At 72.7% G+C, this 20058-nt stretch carries 19 protein-coding genes; 9 read left to right on the plus strand and 10 right to left on the minus strand.

The annotated features are described in order from the left end of the window. Positions 1-8 precede the first annotated feature (8 nt). The gene (gene fabG / locus C2L59_RS30025) at positions 9-713 is read right to left on the minus strand and encodes a beta-ketoacyl-ACP reductase (RefSeq protein ID WP_103352873.1); all 705 of its coding nucleotides are present in this window, start codon (positions 711-713) and stop codon (positions 9-11) included. A 179-nt stretch (positions 714-892) separates the two neighbouring features. Here fabG and C2L59_RS30030 point away from each other — a divergent pair, with 179 nt between their 5' ends. From C2L59_RS30030 to C2L59_RS30060, 7 genes are all read left to right on the plus strand, one after another. Then, on the plus strand, positions 893-2218 hold the full coding sequence (locus C2L59_RS30030) for an MFS transporter (RefSeq protein WP_103352874.1): 1326 nt from the start codon (positions 893-895) through the stop codon (positions 2216-2218). Between the two features lie 7 nt (positions 2219-2225). Further along, a complete protein-coding gene (locus tag C2L59_RS30035) occupies positions 2226-2894 on the plus strand; it encodes a response regulator transcription factor (protein ID WP_103352875.1) in 669 nt (222 codons plus the stop codon). A 3-nt stretch (positions 2895-2897) separates the two neighbouring features. Beyond that, entirely contained in the window at positions 2898-4292 is a 1395-nt protein-coding gene (locus tag C2L59_RS30040) for a HAMP domain-containing sensor histidine kinase (protein WP_103352876.1), read from the plus strand. Then, positions 4289-5233, plus strand: coding sequence for a TAXI family TRAP transporter solute-binding subunit (locus C2L59_RS30045; RefSeq protein WP_103352877.1), 945 nt, complete (start codon positions 4289-4291; stop codon positions 5231-5233). The genes C2L59_RS30040 and C2L59_RS30045 overlap by 4 nt, the downstream gene beginning before the upstream one ends. Before the next feature lie 162 nt (positions 5234-5395). Beyond that, positions 5396-5818, plus strand: coding sequence for a thioesterase family protein (locus C2L59_RS30050; protein WP_103352878.1), 423 nt, complete (start codon positions 5396-5398; stop codon positions 5816-5818). Positions 5819-5821: 3 nt separating this feature from the next. Continuing rightward, entirely contained in the window at positions 5822-6277 is a 456-nt protein-coding gene (locus C2L59_RS30055) for a tRNA (cytidine(34)-2'-O)-methyltransferase (RefSeq protein ID WP_103352879.1), read from the plus strand. 9 nt (positions 6278-6286) lie between these two features. Next, positions 6287-6796, plus strand: coding sequence for a hypothetical protein (locus tag C2L59_RS30060; protein ID WP_103352880.1), 510 nt, complete (start codon positions 6287-6289; stop codon positions 6794-6796). Position 6797: 1 nt separating this feature from the next. Here the strand turns inward: C2L59_RS30060 and C2L59_RS30065 are convergent, their stop codons facing one another. From C2L59_RS30065 to C2L59_RS30090, 6 genes are all read right to left on the minus strand, one after another. Continuing rightward, positions 6798-7778, minus strand: coding sequence for a VWA domain-containing protein (locus C2L59_RS30065; protein WP_103352881.1), 981 nt, complete (start codon positions 7776-7778; stop codon positions 6798-6800). A 73-nt stretch (positions 7779-7851) separates the two neighbouring features. Next, entirely contained in the window at positions 7852-8796 is a 945-nt protein-coding gene (locus C2L59_RS30070) for a DUF58 domain-containing protein (protein WP_103352882.1), read from the minus strand. Positions 8797-8803: 7 nt separating this feature from the next. Further along, entirely contained in the window at positions 8804-9877 is a 1074-nt protein-coding gene (locus C2L59_RS30075; RefSeq protein WP_103352883.1) for a MoxR family ATPase, read from the minus strand. Positions 9878-10257: 380 nt separating this feature from the next. Continuing rightward, positions 10258-10803 (minus strand): molybdenum cofactor guanylyltransferase, encoded by a 546-nt coding sequence (locus C2L59_RS30080; RefSeq protein WP_103352884.1) that lies wholly within the window; start codon positions 10801-10803, stop codon positions 10258-10260. A 69-nt stretch (positions 10804-10872) separates the two neighbouring features. Then, entirely contained in the window at positions 10873-11586 is a 714-nt protein-coding gene (locus tag C2L59_RS30085) for a class I SAM-dependent methyltransferase (protein WP_103352885.1), read from the minus strand. Positions 11587-11631: 45 nt separating this feature from the next. Continuing rightward, on the minus strand, positions 11632-12942 hold the full coding sequence (locus tag C2L59_RS30090) for a C40 family peptidase (protein ID WP_103352886.1): 1311 nt from the start codon (positions 12940-12942) through the stop codon (positions 11632-11634). Positions 12943-13289: 347 nt separating this feature from the next. Here C2L59_RS30090 and C2L59_RS30095 point away from each other — a divergent pair, with 347 nt between their 5' ends. After that, positions 13290-16103 carry an aconitate hydratase gene (locus C2L59_RS30095; protein ID WP_103352887.1) on the plus strand — a complete coding sequence of 938 codons (2814 nt, stop codon included), beginning with the start codon at positions 13290-13292 and terminating at the stop codon, positions 16101-16103. A gap of 66 nt (positions 16104-16169) precedes the next feature. Further along, a complete protein-coding gene (locus C2L59_RS30100) occupies positions 16170-16940 on the plus strand; it encodes an alpha/beta fold hydrolase (RefSeq protein WP_103352888.1) in 771 nt (256 codons plus the stop codon). On the opposite strand, the gene C2L59_RS30105 is transcribed toward C2L59_RS30100, so the two are convergent. From C2L59_RS30105 to C2L59_RS30115, 3 genes are all read right to left on the minus strand, one after another. Continuing rightward, positions 16937-17641 carry an MgtC/SapB family protein gene (locus tag C2L59_RS30105; RefSeq protein ID WP_103352889.1) on the minus strand — a complete coding sequence of 235 codons (705 nt, stop codon included), beginning with the start codon at positions 17639-17641 and terminating at the stop codon, positions 16937-16939. The genes C2L59_RS30100 and C2L59_RS30105 overlap by 4 nt on opposite strands. 212 nt (positions 17642-17853) lie before the next feature. Beyond that, positions 17854-19449 carry an alpha/beta hydrolase gene (locus tag C2L59_RS30110; RefSeq protein ID WP_103352890.1) on the minus strand — a complete coding sequence of 532 codons (1596 nt, stop codon included), beginning with the start codon at positions 19447-19449 and terminating at the stop codon, positions 17854-17856. A gap of 141 nt (positions 19450-19590) precedes the next feature. After that, positions 19591-20013, minus strand: coding sequence for a nitroreductase family deazaflavin-dependent oxidoreductase (locus C2L59_RS30115; protein ID WP_103352891.1), 423 nt, complete (start codon positions 20011-20013; stop codon positions 19591-19593). Between the last annotated feature and the right edge of the window lie 45 nt (positions 20014-20058).

Raw genomic sequence — 20058 nt, forward strand, 5'->3', positions numbered from 1 at the left:
GGGGAATGTCAGTGGCCGAGGCCGAGGCCGCCGTCGACGGGCAGCACCGCGCCGTTGACGTAGCCGGCTTCGTCGGAGGCCAGGTAGCGCACGGCGGCGGCGATCTCCGACGGCTCGGCGTACCGGCCGGAGGGCACCTGCGCCAGGATTTCCTTCTTGCGCGCCTCGGGCAGCTCGTCGGTCATGTCGGTGTGGACGAACCCGGGCGCGATGACGTTCGAGGTGATGTTGCGCGAGCCGAGCTCACGGGCCAGCGACCGCGCGAACCCGACCAGGCCGGCCTTCGACGCGGCGTAGTTCGCCTGCCCGGCCGAGCCGGAGAGGCCGACCACGGAGGAGATGAAGACGAACCGGCCCCACTTGCCGCGCAGCATGCCGCGGGAGGCCCGCTTGGCGACGCGGAAGGCGCCGGTCAGGTTGGCGTCGACGACGCGCTCGAACTGCTCGTCGCTCATCCGCATCAGCAGCGTGTCGTCGGTCAGGCCGGCGTTGGAGACGAGCACCTCGACCGGGCCCTGGTGCTCCTCGACGAGCTTGAAGGCGGCGTCGACCTGCTCGGTGTCGGTGACGTCGGCCTGCACGCCGAACAGCCCCTCGGGCGCCCCCGAACCACGGTGCGTGACGGCGACCCGGTGCCCCTGCCCGGCGAGGTCCCGGGCGATCGCCAGACCGATGCCCCGGTTGCCCCCGGTGACCAGAACCGACCGTCCCACTGTGTTCTCCACTCTTCGTCTGCGCGGCTGACGCGCACGAGGTTATCGGCAGTGCCCGCGGGTCGCGCACCCGCGCCCGGCTCACCGCGACCGTCCTAAGCCGGTGTTAGGAACTGCCTCCCGACCTTGCTGGTTACCCGCCGGTTGGTCACCGTGAGTCGCAACACAGGAGGTCGACGATGACAACCCGGCTCAGCGGTGCCACCCCGGCAACCGTCAGCGAGAAGCGCGTGATCGGCAACGTGCTGCGCGGCTCGATCGGCAACTTGGTCGAGTGGTACGACTGGTACGCCTACGCGGCGTTCACCACCTACTTCGCCAAGTCGTTCTTCCCGACGTCCGACACGACCGCCGCGTTCCTCGGGTCCGCCGCGGTGTTCGCCGTCGGGTTCCTCATGCGGCCGCTGGGCGGGTGGATGCTCGGCCGGTTCGCCGACCGGTTCGGCCGCCGGCGGGCGCTCGTGCTTTCGGTGACGCTCATGGCGGGCGGCTCGCTGCTCATCGCCGTCACGCCGAGCTACCACACCATCGGGATCGCCGCGCCGATCCTGCTGCTCACCGCGCGGCTGATCCAGGGCCTGTCGGTCGGCGGCGAGTACTCCACCTCGGCGACCTACCTGTCCGAAGTGGCCACACCCGGCAAGCGCGGCTTCTACTCGAGCTTCCAGTACGTGACGCTCTACGGCGGCCAGCTGCTGGCCCTGGGCCTCCAGCTGATCCTGCAGGCGCTGCTCACCGAGCAGCAGCTGACCTCGTGGGGCTGGCGGATCGCGTTCGGCGTCGGCACGGTGGCCGCGCTCACCGTCATGTGGCTGCGGCGCGGCATGGACGAGTCCGAGAGCTTCCGGCGCGAGGCCGGCGACACCAAGGGCGAGCGGGGCACGCTGCGCACGCTCGCCAAGTACCCCAAGGAGATCGCCCTCGTCGTCGGCCTGACCCTCGGCGGCACGGTCGGCTTCTACACCTTCGCTACCTACAGCCAGAAGTTCCTGGAGAACACCGCGCACATCCCGCGGCGGCAGGTCACCATCGTGCTGTTCTGCGCGATCCTGGTCGCCGCCTTCCTGCAGCCGGTGTTCGGGCGGCTGTCCGACCGGATCGGGCGCCGCCCGCTGCTGCTGTTCTTCGGCATCGGCGGCACGCTGCTCACCGTCCCGCTGATGACGGTGATGGGCTCGACCCGCAACCCCGTCGGCGCGTTCTTCCTGGTGCTGGCCGGGCTGGTGATCGTCGCCGGGTACACCTCGATCAACGCGATCGTGAAGGCCGAGCTGTTCCCGACGAAGATCCGCGCGCTCGGCGTCGGGCTGCCGTACGCGCTGACCGTGGCGATCTTCGGCGGCACCGCCGAGCTCATCGCGCAGGCGCTGAAGAGCGCGGGGCGCGAGACGGTCTTCTTCTGGTACGTCGCGGGCTGTGTCCTGGTTTCCCTGATCGTCTACGGCACAATGCGGGAAACCTCGAAGACCTCCGAGCTGGAAACCCGCAAGGCAGATCGACACTGACAAGGGGATGGCCGTGCGCGTGCTCCTCGTCGAAGACGACGCGGGTGTCGCCGGCGCGCTCGCCGAGTCGCTGCACGCGCGCGGTCATCCCGTCATCAGCGTCGCCCGCGGAGCCGACGCGCTGCACCACCACCGCGCGGCCGACCTCGTCCTGCTGGACCTGGGCCTGCCCGACCTGGACGGCCTGGACGTGCTCCGCAAGATCCGGGCCGTCTCGCCGGTCCCGGTGATCGTGCTGACCGCCCGCGGCGACGAACGGTCCGTGGTGCGCGGGCTGCGGCTCGGGGCCGACGACTACCTGACCAAGCCGGTGCGGCTGGCCGAGCTGCTGGCCCGGATGGACGCCGTCGTGCGCCGCGCGGTGGCCCGCACCGTCCCCGCGGGCGACGTCGTGCGCGTCGAGGACGTCGAGATCGACCTCGGTGCGCGCCGGGTGCTGGTCGCCGGGCACGACGTCGGGCTGACCACCAAGGAGTTCGAGATCCTGGCCGTGCTCGCCGTGCGCCCCGGCACCGCGGTCAGCCGCCAGCAGCTGATGGACGAGGTCTGGGGCGACGCCTACCTCGCGGTGTCGCGCTCGCTCGACGTCCACCTGACCGGGTTGCGCGCCAAGCTCGACCGGCCGGGCCTGCTGACCACCATCCGCGGCTTCGGCTACCGGCTCGGCCGGGACTGACCCGTGCGCGCCCGGCTGCTGGTGGTCCTGGTGGCCCTCGCGCTCGCGGTGGTCGCCGCGTTCGCCGTGCCGCTGCTGGGTTCCACGGCCGAACAGCGCACGCAGCAGCTCGTCATCGCGCGCACCGCCGACGTCGACCGGTTCGTCGTGCTGGCCCAGCAGGCCGTCGACACCCACGACCCGGCCGCCCTCGCGGCCGACGCGGCGCGCTACGCCGAGCTGTACGGCGAAGGCGTCGTCATCGTCGACGCCCGGCGCGTCCCGCTGGTGCAGGCGGGCGGGCTGACCGCGGCCGACCCGGCGGTGCACACCCTCGTCGAGGCGACCATGCGCAACGAGCCCGCGCCGCGCGTCGACGGGCTCTCCCCGTGGTCGGCCGAACCGGCCTACTTCGCCCGCCCGGTCGGCACCGGCACCCGGGTGTCCGGCGTGGTCGTGCTGCGGGCGTCGGTGACGGCGGCGGCCGCGGACGTCGCCACCCGCTGGGGCACCGTCGGCGCCGGGGCGCTGCTGGTCGCGGTGGTGTTCGTGCTGCTGGCCGTCGTGCTGGCCCGGTGGATGGTGCGGCCGCTGCACGAGCTGGAGACCGGCGTGCTGGCGGTGGCCGCCGGGCACCGCGCGCACGTCCCGGAGCGCGCCGGGCCGCGCGAGCTGCGGTCGCTGGCCGCCGAGGTCAACCGGATGTCGGAGGCCGTGCTGGAGGCGGCCGAGCAGCAGCACCGGCTGGTCGCCGACGCCTCGCACCAGCTGCGCAACCCGATGGCCGCGCTGCGCCTGCGCGTGGATTCCCTCGCCGGGCGCATCGACGGCGACGACACCACCTACCGGGCCACGGTGGCCGAGGTGGAACGCCTGGAGAAGCTGCTCGACGGGCTGCTGGCGCTCGCGCTGGCCGAGAGCACGGCGACCCGGGTCGCGGCCGGGGGCGCGGACGAGGCGTGCGACCTGGCGTCCGTGCTCGCCGAGCGCGTCGACGCCTGGCGCCCGGCCGCCGAGGACGCCGGTTCGGCGCTCGTTCCCCCGCCGGGGCACGCCGAGCCGGTGACCGTGCGCTGCCCCGAGGGCGAGCTCGCGCAGATCCTCGACGTCCTGCTCGACAACGCCGTCCACTACGCCGGCCGCGGCGCGACGATCACCACGGACTGGGAAAGCGGCCCCTCGACGGCCACGCTCGTCGTCACCGACGACGGCCCCGGGCTGTCTGCTGAGGACCGCGCGCGGGCGACCGAGCGGTTCTGGCGCGCGGGTGGCGAAGGCGCCCCGCGCGGGACGGGGCTCGGCCTGGCGATCGCGCACCAGCAGGTGCGCACCCGCGGCGGTGTCCTGGAGCTGCGGCAGGCGCTCCCCCGCGGGCTCGAAGTCCGCGTCACGCTGCCACTGCAGGAGGGGCCGGGATGACCCTCACCCGCCGCACGGCCCTGCTCGGCGGCCTCGGGCTCGCGCTGGCCGGCTGTTCGATGCCGGGCTACGACGGGCCGGAACGCGAGGTCACCATCGCCGCGGGCGAGCGCGGCGGGTTCTACCTGGCCTTCGCCGAGCTGCTGGCGGCCGAGCTGAGCCGGGCGGAGCCGCGGCTGCACGCGACCGCGGTGCCGACCGAGGCGAGCGTCGCCAACGTGGACCTGGTGCGCCGCGGCCAGGCCGACCTCGGCCTGGTGCTGGCCGACGTCGCCCAGACGGCGGTCCGCGGCGACCCGCCGTTCGCCGGGACGGTGCCGCTGCTCGCGCTCGGCCGCGTCTACGAGAACTACCTGCAGCTGGTGGTCCTGGCCGACGGTCCGGTGCGCCGCCTGGCCGACCTGGCCGGCCGCCCGGTGTCCCTGGGCGCGGGCGGTTCGGGGGCGGCGCAGCTGGGCGAGCGCCTGTTCGCCGTGGCGGGCGTGCCGGTGGACGCCCGCCACCTGCTGTTCGACGACGCGGTCCGCGCACTGGCCGGCCGCCGCATCGACGCGATGCTGTGGTCGGGCGGGGTCCCGACGCCCAAGCTCGCCGACCTCACCCGCACGACACCGATCGCCCTCCTGCCGCTGGACGCGGTGGTCCCGGCCCTGCGAGGCGCGTACGGCCCGGTGTACGACCAGGTCCAGGTCCCGGACGGCGCGTACCGCGGAGTGGGCGCGTTGAGCACGATCGGCGTGGCGAACCTGCTGGTGTGCGCACCTTCGTTACCGGACGACGTCGCGGCGGCGGTGGTCCGGCTCCTGGTTTCGCACGCCACGGCGCTGGTACCGGCGGAGGCGGTGGGCACGCAGTTCCTGGACGTGCGGACGTTGATCGGCACCGAGCCGGTGCCCTTGCAACCCGGCGCGGCGGCCGCTTACCGGGCCCTGCACGGGTGAGCCCGCTCCCCCTGAACGCCTTCACCCGCGCCCGCGCCGGCCACCTACCGCCCCGCAACCCCTGATCCCGCTCCCCCACCGGCCGCCCCCTCGCCCAGCCGCCCTCACCCGGCCCGGCGGCCGCTTACCGGGCCCTGCACGGCTGAGCGCTAGATTGGGCCGGTGACCGAACCCCGCCGACCGATCGTCGAGATGCCGCTGCGTGTGCGCTACCACGAGTGCGATGGGCAGGGCATCGTCTTCAACGCGCACTACCTGGCCTATGTGGACATGTGCGCCTTCGAGGCGGAGAAGGCCCTCTTCGGCTCGCACGACGAGTTCCTCGCGCACCGCACCGATGTCGTGGTCGCCGAAGCGAACCTCAAGTTCCGTGCGCCCGCGCGGTATGACGATCAGCTCGTCGTCTCGCAGTTCCTCACGCACCTCGGTACCACGTCGCTGGTCTTCGACTTCGAAATCCGCCGCGGCGAGACCACCATCGCGGTGGCGACCGTCCGGTACGTGTTCATCGACCCGGCCACGCTGCGCCCGGAAGCGCCGCCCGATGCCGTGCGCAAGGTCTACGCGACCCTGCTCGGGGACTGAGCCGTGTTCCGCGTTCTCTTCTACCACCCGGAAATCCCGCCCAACACCGGCAACGCGATCCGCCTCGCCGCCAACACCGGCTGCGAACTGCACCTGGTCGAGCCGCTCGGGTTCACCCTCGAAGACAAGCAGCTGCGCCGCGCCGGGCTCGACTACCACGACCTCGCCCGCGTCCACGTCCACGCCGGCCTCGAAGCGGCGTGGCACGCGCTGCTGCCGGCCAAGGTGTACGCCTTCAGCGCGTCCGCGACCCGGCTGTACACCGACGTCGCCTACACCCCCGGCGACGTGCTGATGTTCGGGCCGGAATCGGTCGGGCTGCCCGCCGAGGTGCAGGAGGCGCCGGAGGTCACCGACCGCGTGCGGCTGCCCATGCTGGCGACCAGCCGGTCGCTCAACCTCGCCAACACCGCGGCGATCACCGTCTACGAAGCCTGGCGACAGAACGGTTTCCGGTAGGTTCGCCGGATGCGACAGCAGTTCCTGGGGGTGCTCATCGGCGCCGCGTTCGGCACGGTGTTCGTCCTCGTCAACTCCGGTGCTCCCGTCCCCGCCGCGCTCGGCTGGGTGCTGCGCGCCCTCGCCGTCGTCGTGCTCGCCGCGGTCGTGGTCCTCGGCCTCCGCGCGGGCGGGCGGCCGACGCTCGACGACCGGCCCGTGTTCGGGCCGGGCTACCGGGTCGTCGTCATCGGCGAGGTCGTGCTGCTCGTCGCCGGGTTCTTCGTGCTCAGCCTGCTCGACGCGCCCGTGCAGGCCAACGTCGCCTGGATCGCCACCGTCGTCGGGCTGCACTTCGTCGCGCTCGCGTCCGCGTGGAAGACGCGGTCGATTTTCGTGGTCGGGGCGGTGCTCACCGTGCTCGGCGTCGCCGGGCTCGCGCTGCTCGGGAGCGCCGCGGCGTGGGTGCCGTTCGTCAGCGGCGCGCTCTCCGGGGTGACCCTGCTCGGCGGAAGCCTCTACGGCGTCCGCCAAGCCTGAGTCACGGGAGTCTCTGCCCGAAGAACAGGCTGGCCGCCGCGCCCAGCATGAGGATCAGCGTGCCGACCACGACCCACGGCTTGCTCGCGTCGGCGTCCTTCAGCTCGTAGCCGATCTGCTCGCCCAGGTCCGCGTAGACCTTCTTCAGCTCCTCGGCGCTCGCCGCCTTGTAGAAGTCGCCGCCCGAGAGCCGGGCGATTTCGCGCAGGGACTCGTCGTCCACGCTCACCGGCTGGGGCTTGCCGTCGATGTCGACCGACCCGTGGGTGGTGCCGAAGGAGATCGACGAGATCGGCACGCCGGCCTGCTTCGCCGCCTGCGCCGCGGTGTACCCACCGCGCGCCGCGTACAGGTCCTCAGGCACGGTCTGCTTTCCGTCGGACATCAGCACGATCCGCGCGGGCGGCGGCCCGTCGGCCCCGCCGACGACGCTCGAAAAGCTCTCCACCGACTGCAGTGCCGCGAAGATGCCCTCGCCGGTCGCCGTCGACTGCGCCAGCTTCAGGTTCTCGATCGCCTTGATCACGCCGTTGCGGTCGGTGGTCGGGTTGACCAGCACCGTCGCCGTGCCCGCGAACGAGATCAGGCCCAGGTTGATCCCCGGTGTCATGTTCCGCGCGAAGCTCGTCGCCGCTTCCTGGGCCGCCTGCAGCCGCGTCGGGAGGACGTCGGTGGCCTCCATCGACAGCGACACGTCGATCACCAGCATCACGGTCGCCCGGTTGCGCGGCACCTTCTGCTCGGCGGTCGGCCCGGACAGCGCCACCGTGAGCAGCAGCAGGGACAGCACGATCAGCACCGCCGGCAGGTGCCGGATCCAGCCCTGGCTCTTCGGCGCGACCTTCTCCAGGAGCTCCAGGTTCGCGAACCGCATGGTCCGCTTCCGGCGCGCCCGCTGGGCGAGCACGTACCCGATGGCGACCGCGGCGACCGCGATCAGCAGCAGGAACCACCAGGGCGACGCGAACCCCGTCAAGCTCATGCGCGCACCTCGCTGACGCTCGGTGCCGCCTGAGCCGGCAGTGCTGTGTCGAAGGGTCCGGTCGCAGGCTCCCTCACGCGACACCCCCCGACCAGCGGCGCTTGCGGGCGACGACGAACCGCACCATGTCGGCGATCCAGTCGGCGTCGGTGCGCAGCGTCAGGTGGGCCGCACCCGCGCGCCGCAGGCCGGCCGCCACCTTCTGCCGGTGGGCGTGGGCCGCGGCCCCGAACTCCTTGCGCAGCAAGGCCGAAGCGTGCACTTCGCGCTGTTTCCCTGTCTCCGGGTCGGCCAGCACGACGGTGCCCACCTCGGGCAGGTCGACGTCGCGCGGGTCGAGGACTTCGATCGCGATCAGTTCGTGGCGCCCGCCCAGCGCCCGCAGCGGCCGCTCCCAGGACTCGTCGCCCAGGAAATCGGAGATCACCACGGCCAGGCCACGCCGGCGCGGCGGGCGCCGCAGCGCTTCGAGGGCCTGGGCGAAGTCGCCCCGGGTTCCCTCGGGCGCGCGCGGCGTCTCGGCGAGCTTGCGGACCAGCCCCCGGGCGTGCGCGAGGCCGCCGCGGGCCGGGATGCGGGTGGTGTCGGCGCCGTTGGAGATCAGCGCGCCGATCCGGTTGCCGCCGCCTCCGGTGAGGTGCGCGACCGCCGCGACCGCGCAGACCACCAGGTCGCGCTTCTCGCAGAGCGCGGTGCCGAAGTCGAGGCTCGCCGAAAGGTCGGCGACGACCCACGTCTCCAGCTCGCGGTCGGCCACGGTCTCGCGGATGTGCGGGGTCGTGGTGCGGGCGGTGACCGCCCAGTCCATCCGGCGCACGTCGTCGCCGGGCTGGTACGGGCGCGCTTCCCCGGGCTCGGACCCCGGCCCCGGCACCAGGCCGAGGTGGTTGCCCTGCAGCAGCCCGTCGAGCCGGCGGCGGACGTCGAGCTCCAGCGTGCGGAGCCCGGCCTCCATCCGGTCGCCGCGCAGGACCGGCGGCGCCCAGGAAGGGCGCTCGCCCTTCGCGTTCTTCGCCATCGCCGGGTTACCTGACCGGCGCGCCCGCCGGGACCGGGCCGCCCTGGCCGGCCCCGCCCTGCGGCCGGGCCGAGACCTGCGGCAGCGGCACGGTCTGCAGCACGCGCGTGATGATGTGGTCGATCGGCACGCCGTCGGCCAGCGCGTCGTAGGACAGCACGAGCCGGTGGCGCAGCACGTCGGGGACGACGTCGACGACGTCCTGCGGCAGCACGTAGTCGCGGCCGCGGACCAGGGCCAGCGCCCGCGCGGCGGCGATGATGCCAAGGCTCGCGCGCGGCGAAGCGCCGTAGGAGACCCAGCCGGCGACGTCGGCGAGGCCGTGGTCGTTCGGCGTGCGGGTGGTCAGCACCAGCCGCACGACGTAGTCGACCAGCGCGTGGTGCACGAACACCTGCGACGCGACGCCCTGCAGCCGGACCAGCTCGCCCGGGCTGAGCACCTCGTGCGGGGTGGGCGGGGTGACGCCCATCCGGTAGATGATCTCGCGCTCCTCCTCGGCGGAGGGGTACTCGACGAGGATCTTGAACAGGAACCGGTCGCGCTGGGCTTCCGGCAGCGGGTACACGCCCTCGTTCTCGATCGGGTTCTGCGTGGCGAGCACGAGGAACGGGTCGGGCATCGGGAACGTCTGGCCGCCGATCGACACGTGCCGCTCGGCCATCACCTCGAGCATCGCCGACTGGACCTTGGCCGGCGCGCGGTTGATCTCGTCGGCGAGCACGAAGTTCGCCACGACCGGGCCGAGCTCGACGTCGAAGCGCTCGGCGCCCTGGCGGTAGATCCGGGTGCCGAGGATGTCGGCGGGCACCAGGTCGGGGGTGAACTGCACGCGCGAGAACGAGCCGCCGACAACGCGGGCGAACGTCTCCACGGCGAGGGTCTTCGCCACGCCGGGCACGCCTTCGAGCAGCAGGTGGCCCTTGGCCAGCAGGCCGACCAGCATCCGCTCGACCAGCCGGTCCTGGCCGACGATGATCCGCTTGACCTCGAACACGGTCCGCTCCAGCAACTGGGCGTCCCGCGCCGGCGTCGCGGGCTGCTGCCCGTTCCCGCCCTCGGCGTAGCCGGGCTCGGTCACTCTGCCTCCTCCAAAGTCGTGCGCCGCCCCCGCGACGGTGATCACGCGGTGCGACCGTACTGCGCCCCCGGTCGTCCGTCGCATCCGGCACGCGGACACCACGCACCCGGCCCACGATCAGCCAACACGGTCAGTGGTGTGGCACCTGTGAAGCTCGACCCGACAGGGCGGCGCGGCCGAGCGCGGATGCGCCGGTGACCCGGGTCAGGCTCGCCGAGCTGGTCGCCACCCCATCCAGCGCCGCCCAGGCTCCTCGCGCGCCGCCGGCGCCCGCTCGCAACCGGCCCGCCCAGCGCCCCTCAGGCTCCCGGCGACCGCCCGGCCACCGGCGCACCTCACCCAGGCTCCTCGCGCCGCCGCCGGCACCCACCCGGCGTCGTTCAGCGGTGCCGCTCGAGGTCCTCCGGCGTGTCGATGTCGTCCGCTTCGCCCCGCTCCGCCGGGATCTCCGCCACCGCCAGCCCGCCCAGCACCCGGCGCAGCGCCGCGTTTTCCACGTCGTCCGGCAGCGCCGCGCGCAGGGCCGGGAGCCGCCATGCGCCCAGCAGCCACTGCCTTTTGCCCGCCGCGTCGACCAGGACCGCGCCGTCGCCGTCGGCGATCGCCGTCACCAGCCTGTCCACTGTGGAGCGGCGGACGCCCGGGAGGTCCGCCGCCAGCACCACCACCGCCTCGACGTCGTCGGGGACGAACGCCAGGCCCGCGGCCAGCGCGGCCACCGGGCCGGTGCCCGGCACCGGCTCGCGGGTCCACACGACCTCGAAGCCCGGCCGCCGCGGGCCGACCGCGATCACCCGTTCCGCACCCTCCAGGGCGTGGATCGCGCGCGCGAGCAACGGCTTGCCGCCCACCGACAGGGCCGGTTTGTCCACACCGGACAGCCGGCGGGCCGAGCCTCCGGCCACCACGATCCCCGCGTAGCGCATCCGGGGAATCTAGCGGCCCGGCACGACGTAGGTGAAGTCCCCGCCCGACGCGCCCGGCCGGGCCCGGCCTCAGCGGCCCAGCACGAGGTACGTGAAGCCCAGCACGCCCCGGTAGTCCCGGACGTACTCCCGCAGCCGCCGGTCCAGCCACTCCCCGACCCGCTCCGCCCGCGGGTCGGCCGGGTGCGCCGCCAGCCACTCCGCCCAGCCCGCCCGCGAAGTCGACTCGAAGTCGTCCCACTCCAGCTGGTCCGCGGTGCTCAGGTGCAGCACGCGCCAGCCGGCGCCGGCCACCGCGTCGAGCAGGTCCGGCAGCGTCAGCAGGTCCGGGCCGAAGATGTCCAGCGCCGCGGCCCCGGGCGGCGCCGCCCAGAAGCCGTCGCCGTACAGGAGCCGGCCGGACGGCCGCACCACCCGGGCGAGCCCTTCGAGCGCGGCCTTCGCCGAGCCGAAGATGTGGGCGGCGCCGATGCAGAACGCCCGCTCGACCGGGACGTCCCAGGTCGCGGCGTCCGCCTCGGTGAACTCCGCCGCCGAGCCCCGCGCCGCGGCCGCCGCCCGGCCGCGTTCGAGGCCGGCCACGTCCGTGTCGACGCCGGTGCCGCGCAGGCCCGGGGCCCGGTCGAGGGCCCGCAGCAGCAGCTCGCCCCAGCCGCAGCCCAGGTCGACGAGGCGCCCTCCGGCCAGGGCCATCCGGTCGAGCAGCAGGTCCGCGTGCGGCTCGGACAGCGGCGTGTTCCAGCGCATCCGGGTGCGCCGCAGCGCGTTCAGTTCGTCGTCCACCGGGCCGATCGTGGCGAAGACCCCGGGTCGCCGTCGAGCGGGTTTTCAGCCGACCAGGCGGGTCGCGTACGGCATGATCCCGCCGTAGCGCACCGGGGCCACCCGCACCCGCAGGCCGGACTGCGGCGCCTCGACCATCTGCCCGCCGCCGAGGTAGAGCGCCACGTGGTGGATGCCGCCCGGGCCGCCCCAGAACAGCAGGTCGCCGCGGCGCATCTGGGACAGCGGCACCTGCCGTCCCGACGAGTACTGGTAGCCGCTGTAGTGCGGCAGCGAGCGGACCCCGGCGAAGGCGAAGATCATCAGGCCGGAGCAGTCGAAGCCGATCTTGTTGTAGTCGCCGTAGCGGTCGGCGACGCCGCCGTCGCGGATGCCGCGGGTCGCGCCGCTCGCGTTGCCGCCGCCCCACGCGTACGGCATGCCGAGCTTCGACAGCGCCCGCGCGATGACCGCCTCGATCGACGAGCCGGCCGGGCCCGACGGCGCGGCTCCCCCCGACGGACGTCCGCCGCCGGACGAAGCCAGCGCGGCCTGCCGGGCGCGTTCCTCGTCCTCACGCTGCTTCTGCGCCAGCCAGTCCTGGTAGCGCTGCCGCTGCCCCTGCAGGCCGCTGACCTTCTCCTGGGCGGCGTAGAGCTGCTGCTCGACGTCGGACTTGTTCTGCTCGAGCTGGGTGTTCTGCGCCGCCTGGCTGTCCTGGGCCCGCACGGCGGCGGTCTGCGCGACGTCGGCGCTGTTCTTGGCCTGGCGCGCGGCGTCCTGCTTCTGCTGGGCGATTTCGGCGGCCTTGCGCGCGGCGGCGTCCTTGTTCGACTTCTCGGTCTGCGCCTGCTGGAGCCGGTCGAGGGCGTTGAGCCGGTCGCCGCCGACGGCGTCGAGCAGCTGCGCGCGGGCGAGCATGTCCTTCGGGCTGTCCGCGCTGAGGTACGCCGAGAGGGAGCCGACCGTGCTGCCCTGCTGGAAGCTCGCCGCCGCGAACGTCTTGAGGTCCCCGCGGGCCTTCTCGATGGCCGCCGCGGCGGCGTCCGCCTCGGTCCGCGCGGCCTTCGCGTCGTTCTCCGCCTGCGCCGCGGCGTCCTGCGCGGTCTGCAGGTCCACCAGGGCCTTGTTGGCCTGTTCCTGCTTGAGCTCGACGTCGTCCTGCAGCTGCGACAGCTTCTGCTCGGCCTGGGCCAGCTGGTTGGTCAGCCGGCCGACCTCGCCGGCCTTCGCGTTCGCGTCGGCCTTGCCGGCCTGGATCTCGGAGTCACTCGGGTTGGGCGGCGGCGGGGGCGCCGCGAGGCCCGTGCCGCCGGCGCCGAACAAGATCACCAGCGTGAGCGTGCTCACGCTGAGTCCCCGGCGGACGCCCGGCACCCGCGGACCTCCGCACCGTCCACTCACGACCGCCACCTCCGCTCACCAGCGCACACCGCGTGTCACTGCAGTCACACCACTATCACAAGCATCAGCGGAAACTTACACAACGTAGGCACCAATTCCCCGCATTGAGGGACCCCCGCATCAGATGGCGCAGCCCACACCGCGTGTCGTCTTGTCCGTTAAACAGGACGCGCGTACTGTTTGAGGCACCGCGAGGTGTGCCATCCCGAATCCGGTCCTACGGTGGGGGTGCGCAAGACTCGCCACCACCGAACCCGACCGAACTGACCCGGGACTCGACCGCCGCACCGGCGCGGAAGTCCACGCCACTGGAGTTAGACGTGACCGCACCTGCCAGCAAGGACAGCTTCGGCGCCAAAGACACGCTGAAGGTCGGCGACGCCTCGTACGAGGTGTTCCGCCTGAACAAGGTCGAGGGCGCCGAGCGGCTGCCCTACAGCCTGAAGATCCTCCTCGAGAACCTGCTGCGCACCGAAGACGGCGCGAACATCACCGCCGACCACATCCGCGCGCTCGGCTCGTGGGACCCGAACGCCGACCCGTCGATCGAGATCCAGTTCACGCCCGCCCGCGTGATCATGCAGGACTTCACCGGCGTGCCGTGCGTCGTCGACCTCGCGACCATGCGCGAAGCGGTCACCGACCTGGGCGGCGACCCGGACAAGGTGAACCCGCTCGCCCCGGCCGAGCTGGTCATCGACCACTCGGTGATCATCGACGTCTTCGGCCGCCCGGACGCCTTCGAGCGCAACGTCGAGATCGAGTACGAGCGCAACCGCGAGCGCTACCAGTTCCTGCGCTGGGGCCAGGGCGCCTTCGACGAGTTCAAGGTCGTCCCGCCGGGCACCGGCATCGTGCACCAGGTCAACATCGAGCACCTCGCGCGCACGGTCATGAGCCGGGGCGGGCAGGCCTACCCCGACTCCTGCGTCGGCACCGACTCGCACACCACCATGGTCAACGGCCTGGGCGTGCTGGGCTGGGGCGTCGGCGGCATCGAGGCCGAGGCGGCCATGCTGGGCCAGCCGGTGTCGATGCTCATCCCGCGCGTCGTCGGCTTCAAGCTGACCGGCGAGATCCCGGCCGGCGTCACCGCCACCGACGTCGTGCTGACCATCACCGAGATGCTGCGCCGCCACGGCGTCGTCGGCAAGTTCGTCGAGTTCTACGGCGAGAGCGTCGCCGAGGTGCCGCTGGCCAACCGCGCCACCATCGGCAACATGAGCCCGGAGTTCGGCTCCACCGCGGCGATCTTCCCGATCGACGACGAGACCGTCCGCTACCTCAAGCTCACCGGCCGCTCGGCCGAGCAGGTCGCGCTGGTCGAGGCGTACGCCAAGGAGCAGGGCCTCTGGCACGACCCGTCGCGCGAGGCGGCCTACTCCGAGTACCTCGAGCTGGACCTTTCGACGGTCGTCCCGTCGATCGCCGGCCCGAAGCGCCCGCAGGACCGCATCGAGCTGACCGACGCGAAGTCGTCGTTCCGCAAGTCGATCCACGACTACGTGGAGGGCGAGGACGGCACGCCGCACACCAAGATGGACGAGGCTTCGGAGGAGTCCTTCCCGGCCAGTGACGCGCCGTCGCTGTCCTTCGCCGAAGACGACGCCCCGCCGGTCACCTCCTCCGCCGCGAACGGCGCGTCGGGCCGCCCGAGCAAGCCGGTCAAGGTCTCGACGCCGGACCGCGGCGAGTTCGTCCTCGACCACGGCGCCGTGGTGATCGCCTCGATCACCTCGTGCACCAACACGTCCAACCCGTCGGTCATGCTCGGCGCCGCGCTGCTCGCGCGCAACGCCGTGGACAAGGGCCTCGCGGTCAAGCCGTGGGTGAAGACGTCGATGGCGCCGGGCTCGCAGGTCGTCACCGACTACTACACCAAGGCCAACCTCTGGCCGTACCTGGAGAAGCTGGGTTACCACCTGGTCGGCTACGGGTGCACCACCTGCATCGGCAACTCCGGCCCGCTCTCGGACGAGATCTCCGCGGCCATCCAGGAGAACGACCTCACCGCGGTCTCGGTGCTTTCGGGCAACCGGAACTTCGAAGGCCGGATCAACCCCGACGTGAAGATGAACTACCTCGCGTCCCCGCCGCTGGTCATCGCCTACGCGCTGGCCGGCACGATGGACTTCGACTTCGCGAACCAGCCGCTCGGTCAGGACACCGACGGCAACGATGTGTTCCTCAAGGACATCTGGCCGACGGCCAAGGAGATCCAGGAGACCATCGACCACGCGATCACGCAGGAGATGTTCACCAAGGACTACGCCGACGTCTTCGACGGCGGCGAGCGCTGGAAGTCGCTGCCCACCCCGGAGGGCAAGACCTTCGAGTGGGACCTCGAGTCCACCTACGTGCGGAAGCCCCCGTACTTCGAGGGCATGACGCCGGAGCCGGCGGCGGTCACCGACATCACCGGCGCGCGCGTGCTGGCGAAGCTGGGCGACTCGGTCACCACCGACCACATCTCCCCCGCCGGCGCGATCAAGCCGGGCACCCCGGCCGCGCAGTACCTGACCGAGCACGGCGTGGAGAAGAAGGACTTCAACTCCTACGGCTCCCGGCGCGGCAACCACGAGGTGATGATCCGCGGCACGTTCGCGAACATCCGGCTGCGCAACCAGCTTCTCGACGACGTGCAGGGCGGCTACACCCGCGACTTCACCGTCGAGGGCGCCCCGCAGGCGTTCATCTACGACGCGGCCCAGAACTACGCGGCGGCCGGCACCCCGCTGGTCGTCCTGGGCGGCAAGGAGTACGGCTCGGGTTCGTCGCGAGACTGGGCGGCCAAGGGCACGTCGCTGCTGGGCGTCCGCGCGGTGATCACCGAGTCGTTCGAGCGCATCCACCGGTCGAACCTGATCGGCATGGGTGTCATCCCGCTGCAGTTCCCGGCGGGCGAGTCGGCTTCGTCGCTCGGCCTGGACGGCACGGAGACGTTCGACATCGCGGGCATCACGGCGCTGAACGAGGGCACGACGCCGCGCACGGTGCACGTCACGGCCACCAAGGCGGACGGAACCAAGGTGGAGTTCGACGCGGACGTCCGCATCGACACGCCGGGCGAAGCGGACTACTACCGCAACGGCGGCATCCTGCAGTACGTGCTGCGGAAGATGACGCAGGCGTAAGGGTTTCCGCGTTCGAAGAGGGCCTCCCCGCTCGGGGAGGCCCTCTTCTTTCGGTACCGTGGTGGCATGGGGGAACCGCTGCACCACGAGGAACGCGGCCACGGCCGGCCGCTGGTGTTCCTGCACCCGGGCGGCTTCGGCCGGCAGGTGTGGGACGAGCAGGTGGACCGGTTCGCCGCGAGCCACCGGGTCGTCCGGTACGACGCCCGCGGTCACGGTGATTCCCCGGGACCGGTGCCGGGGTTTTCGCACTACGACGACCTTCGGCAGCTGCTCGACGCGCTGCGGATCGAGTCGGCGGTGCTGGTGGGTTCCTCGCTCGGCAGCCGCACGGCGGCCGACTTCGCAATCGTTCACCCGGACCGGGTCGACGGGCTGGTGCTCACCTCGCCCGGGTTGAGCGGCATGGTCGAGCGCGACCCGTTCACCCTCGGGCAGCGAAGGCAGGCCGGCGAGGCCATCGCGGCGGGCGACCACCCGCGGGCCTTCGAGTGCATCCTCCGGATGCTGGTCGACGGCCCGCACCGGACACCTGATCAGGTCGACCCGGCCGTCCGGGCCCGCTTCGGGCGGCTGCTGGCCGACAACGCGCGCAAGGGCCACGGCAGTTTCCCGCTCGGCGCGGAGCTGACCGCGATCACCCGCGCCGCCGAGCTGCGGGCGCGCACCCTCGTGGTCACCGGCGCGCTCGACACCGGCGACATCCACGCGATCGCGGACCTGATCGTGCGCGAAGCACCGCACGCGAGCCGGGTCACCCTCGACGGCGTCGGGCACCAGGTCAACGCCGAGCAGCCCGCCCGGTTCGGCGAACTGCTCGACGAATTCCTCGCCTAAGCCGGCACGGCCACCCACCGCACGCTCGACACCGACGGCTCCAGCGACAACCGCGACACCGCCGCCTCCATCTGGGCGTCGTCGCGCTGGTCGCCGATCAGCTCGGCGCGGACCTCGACCGTGCGGTTCTCGCGGTCGGTGCTCAGTACCGACAACAGCCGGAAGTCCGTGCGCGTCAACGCCTGGACGAGCAGCGCCCGCACGTGGGCCTCGGCCTCGTCGCGGGTCACCGCCTGGAACTCGTAGCGCGCCGGGGTCTCGTCGCCCGCGTCCGGGCGGCGGTCGACGACGCGGCCGAGCGGGCGCAGGACCACGTTCACCCCGACCACCACGGCGGTTCCGGCCGCCGCGACCGGGTACAGGCCGGCTCCGGCGAGGGCGCCGACCGCGGCCGAGCACCACAGCGTCGCCGCGGTGTTGAGGCCGCGGACGTTGAGGCCGTCGCGCAGGATGACCCCGGCACCGAGGAACCCGATGCCGGAGACGATCTGCGCGGCCACCCGGGTCGGGTCGGCGTCGCCGCTCGAGGCCAGTCCACCGAAGCCGTGGGCGGACAGCAGCACGAACAGCGTCGCGCCGACGGCGACGAGGGCGTTGGTGCGCAACCCGGCCATCCGGGCGCGGAACTGGCGCTCGACCCCGATGACGGCACCCAGGCCGACCCCGGCGCCGACGCGCAGCAGCATTTCGAAGAGGGTCATGATCCGGCTCTTTTCCGGCGTGCGCGCACTGCCGGACAGGGGGCGGCCGGACTCAGCCCAGCGGGAAACCCCCGGTGAGCGCGCGCCCGGCCGTCCGATGACTGTCCGCTGGCATGTGCCGCTCACCTCGCTTCCGTTGCTCGTGGCTGATCAACCCGATCATGGTAGCCGGTCCCGCGGCCCGGGGAAGGGCCGCGGGACCGGGTTCACACTCAGAAGGGCTGGACGTTCGGCTGGAACACCTGGCCGTTCGCCGGCACCTTCAGGTCGGTCAGGTAGTCGGCCACGGCCTGGTCGACGCCGAGCGCGTCGCCGAGGATGCAGTGGCCGAACGCGTCCACCGACAGCAGCCGGGTGTTGCCCAGCTCGGCCGCCATCCGCTGGGCGAACCGGTACTGGGTCGCCGGGTCGTAGTAGTTGCCCACCACGACCACCGGGACGTCCGTCTTGGCCCGCCACGGGCCGCGGTAGGCGTCCGGCCGCTTCGCCGGCCACACCGGGCAGGCCGCCGTGTCGGCGAACGCCTGGTAGCGGCCGAAGGTGCGCGACTCGCGCTCCCACTGCGCGGCGATGTCCGGCACCTGCTCCTGCCGGATCCGGAACGGCTTGTCGGCGCAGTTGACGGCGAAGTACGAGTCGTCGCTGGTGTACGGGCTGTCCGGGTTCTGGTCGGCGAGCCCCTGCTTGCCCGAGTCGAGCACACTCAGCTGCGCGGCCGGCAGGGCCTGGGCCTGCACCCCCGCCGGGTGGATCGCGGTGTAGAGCTTCTGCAGGTCGGCAGCCAGTGCGGCGAACCGCGCCGGCGAATACAGCGCGCTGGACACCCCGCCGGTGAACCTGCTGATGTCCAGCGGAGGGGCACCCGGCAGGGTGATCGGCTGCTTGCGCAGGTACTCCCGCAGTTCGTCGAACTTTGCGCGCGGGTTGCCGTCGCTGAACGCGCACTTCGCGCCCACCTGGTCGCAGCGCCTGAGGAACCCGTCCAGCGAGATTTCGAAGCCTTGCGCGCGCTCGCGGTCGTACTCGACGCCGTCGCTGGTGCGCAGCGCCGGGTCGACGTTGCCGTCGATCACGATCGCCCGCGACTGCTTCGGGAACATCGACGTGTACGTCGAGCCGATCAGCGTCCCGTACGAGAAGCCGACGTAGGTCAGTTTCCGGTCGCCGACCGCCGCGCGCAGCGTGTCGAGGTCGCGCACGACGTCCTTGGTGGACATGTGGTTCAGCAGCGCACCCGCGTTGTTCCTGCAGAACCGGCCGTAGTCGCGGTAGCCGGCCAGGGTGGTCGAGATTTCGGCCCGGGACAGCGGCACGCCGACCTGGGCGCCGAAGACCTCGTCCGCGTCCTCCTGGGTGGTGAAGCAGCGCAGGGGGTTGCTGTCGCCGACCCCGCGCGGGTCGAAGCCGATGAGGTCGAACCGGTCGAGGACCTGCGGCTGGAAGTAGTACTGGCCACCGATCGGCATCGTCAGGCCGGGGCCGCCCGGGCCGCCAGGGTTGAGGAACAGCGACCCGACGCGCTTGTCGGGCGTGCGGGCCGCGCGCTTGAGCAGCGCGATGTCGATGGTGCCCAGCGAAGCGTTGTCGTGGTCGATCGGCACGCGGTAGCGCGCGCAGCTGTAGAGCCCGAGCTGGTCGGCGGGTACGCCGGCGAGGACTTCGCTCGCGCAGGCGCCCCAGGCGACGGCCGGGGTCGCGCCGACGACGGCGGGCTTCACCGCCGCGTCCTCGGCCGCGGCGGCGGTCCCGGCCAGCCCGGCCAGCCCGACGCCGGCCACGAGCGCCCCCACCAGCGCGAACGACCGCACCCGGCCCTGTGTGGATCTCGGCAAGACGTCCCTCCCTAGGTCACGCGCTCCGCCGCGCGGTCACGGCGTCACGGCGCGTTACCCGGGAGAGACTGGCACAAAGCGGTGAATCCCGGCACCGGCCGAACGGATGGTGGGAACCTACCCGGCCAGGCGGGTGAGCAGGAAAACCGGCAACGGCCGGCCCGCCTCGCGCTGCTCCATCTCGTAGCCCGGCCAGAACGCGAGCAGCTCCCGCCACATCGCGTCGTACTCCTCGCCGTGCAGCTCCCGCGCGACGACGTCGACCGGCCGGCCGGCCAGCGCGACCTGGCACTTCGGGTGCGCGCGCAGGTTCAGCGCCCACGCCGGGTCGTTCGGGCGCCCCCAGTTGGACGCGGTCAGCACGAAGTCGCCGCCGCGCGGGTAGTAGAGCAGGTTGGTGCTCCGCGGCAGCCCGCTCTTGCGGCCGGTCGTGGTGAGGCGCAGCGACGGCAGCCCGGCGAGCGCCACGAGGCTCACCCGGCCGCCGAACGCCTTGTGCAGTTTCTGGTCCGCCCACACGACGAAGCGCGCCGTGCGCATCAGCCACGGTTTCGTGCCGGCGGCCCGGGCCAGGGCCCGGAGAGG

Origin of the sequence: Amycolatopsis sp. CA-128772, from assembly GCF_002904295.1 — a bacterium.
Classification (GTDB): Bacteria; Actinomycetota; Actinomycetes; order Mycobacteriales; family Pseudonocardiaceae; genus Amycolatopsis.